This window comes from Mesorhizobium sp. M2A.F.Ca.ET.037.01.1.1, from assembly GCF_003998075.1.
Classification (GTDB): Bacteria; Pseudomonadota; Alphaproteobacteria; order Rhizobiales; family Rhizobiaceae; genus Mesorhizobium.
The window spans coordinates 1-2,130 of the sequence record NZ_RZSA01001059.1; the positions used below are offsets into that span (position 1 = coordinate 1).

Consider the following 2,130-nt stretch of genomic DNA (forward strand, 5'->3'; position numbering starts at 1 on the left):
AGGCGTTCGCGAGCCGGCTGGATGATGGCCTGACAATGCTTCGCAGCGCCTGCGAGGACCTCTCCATTCCCGATCCGCTGGGGCCTCTTCACGATCTGGCCCGCGACGCGCATTGGGAACTGCCGCGGGTGCTCGACGACCGCCAGGTGCAGCGGCTGCCCTTGTTTTCCGAGGCGCTCGACGTCTTCGAGGCGAAAGGCCCGTGCCTGCTCGTCATCGAAGACCTGCACTGGGCGGACGACGCGACGCTCGATTTCGTGCGCTTCCTCGGCCGGCGCATCGCCAACACCCACATCCTGCTTCTGATCACGGCGCGGACCGACCGCAGCGAAGGACAGATGCGCGTGCGCCGGGCGCTCGGCGAGATCCCGGCCGGCAATGTCGTGCGTATCGACGTGCCGCTGCTCAGCGAAAGCGCCGTGCTGTCGCTGGCCGCAACCGCCGAGCGCGACGGCGAGGCGATCTACCGGGCAAGCGCCGGTAACGCCTTCTTCGTCACCGAGCTGCTCGCCGCCGAAGGCGATGGCGCCTTGCCGGCAAGCGTGCGCGACGCCGTGCTGGCGCGCGCCGAAAAACTGTCGCCGGGCGCGCGCTCGATGCTCGACGCCGTCTCGGTGTTTCCGCGCCGCGCCGACGCCTGGGCGCTGAGCGGCCTTTGCGGGATTGCCGCCGCCGGCCAGCTCGCCGAATGCGTCGCCAACGGCCTGCTCGAGGATTTCGGCGACGGCTATGCCTTCCGGCACGAGATCGCCCGCACGGCCATCGAGATGGCGCTGACGCCAAGCAAACGGCGCGAATACAATGAACGCGCCCTGGCAGCCTTGCGCGAAAACCCGCAAGTGGCCACTGCCAGGTTGGTGCATCATGCCGTGGAAGCGCAGAACCTGGAGGTGGTGCGCGAGCTCGCGCCGGCGGCGGCGCGCGAGGCTTCGCGGGTCGGCGCGCATCGCGACGCGGTGGGCTATTACGAGGTTGCCCTGCGCTATGCGGATATGCTGCCGGTCGACAAGCGAGCCGAGCTCTATGAGGGCCATGCTTTCGAGTGCCACCTGATCGGCCGCGTCGAGGCGGCGATGGAAGCGCAGGGCCAGGCGCGCCAGTTGCGCCAGGCGCAGGGCGATCGGGTCAAGGAGGGCGACGGTCTACGCTGCCTGTCGCGCTTTGCCTACCTGCTCGGCGATCGCGAGGCCGCGGACCGGTTCGGAGCGCAGGCCGTGGAGCTTCTGGAGACAGCGCCTGACGGCCCTGAACTCGCCATGGCTTATTCCAACCTCTCGCAGCTGGCGATGCTCGCCGAACGGCTCGAGGACACGCTCATGCTCGGCGGCAAGGCCGTGGAGCTGGCGGAGCGGCTCAACCGGCCGGATATTCTGTGTCATGCGCTGAACAATGTCGGCGCCGCCGGGCAATGGCTGGACTTCGCCAAGGGGCGGCGCGATCTCGCCCGCAGCCTGGGAATCGCATTGTCGGGAAACTTCCAGGAACATGCGGCGCGCGCCTTCACCAACTGCGCCTGCGTCGAGATGAACAGGCTCAACTTCAAGGAGGCGTCCTCGTTGCTGGAGCGCGGCATCGGCTACTGCGTCGAGAACGATCTCGCGACATGGCGCGACTACATGCGCGGCGTGCAGGCGCAGCTGCTGCTGAGGCTCGGCCTCTGGGACGACGCCGCGGCGGTGGCGCATGAGGTTGTCGATGATGAAGCAACGACGCCGTTGGTACGCTATCCATCGCTCGTCGCGCTGGCACGCTTGCGCATCCGCCGCGGCGACCCGTCGGCTGAGCCGATCGTGGAAGAGATGAGGCAGTTCCTGGACAAGGGCATGGAACTGCAACGGCTTGTGCCTTTTGCCGAGGTGATGGCCGAGCTGGCGTGGCTGGGCGAGGGCGACAGGGATGAAGCGCTGCATCTGATCGCCCTTGCCGAAGGCCTCGCGCCGACGCGGGCGGTGTTCGGCGGGCTGGCGGCCTGGCGGCGGCTTTTGTTGCCGGAATGCGATCCCGGCGAGACCGACAGCATGGCCGAGCCGCATCGCCTGCAATTGATCGGCGACTGGCGCGCCGCCGCTGCGCTTTGGGCGAGGATGGGCGCCCCTTTCGAACGGGCGCTCGCCTTGCTGCAGGGCGACG

The 2,130-nt window shown here is 68.4% G+C and carries 1 protein-coding gene; it reads left to right on the forward strand.

Going from position 1 to position 2,130, the window contains the following annotated elements; translation table 11 throughout:
- Positions 1 to 35: 35 nt before the first annotated feature.
- On the forward strand, positions 36 to 2,130 hold a 2,095-nt coding region (locus EOA27_RS33325), incomplete at its 3' end, for a helix-turn-helix transcriptional regulator (RefSeq protein ID WP_245491241.1).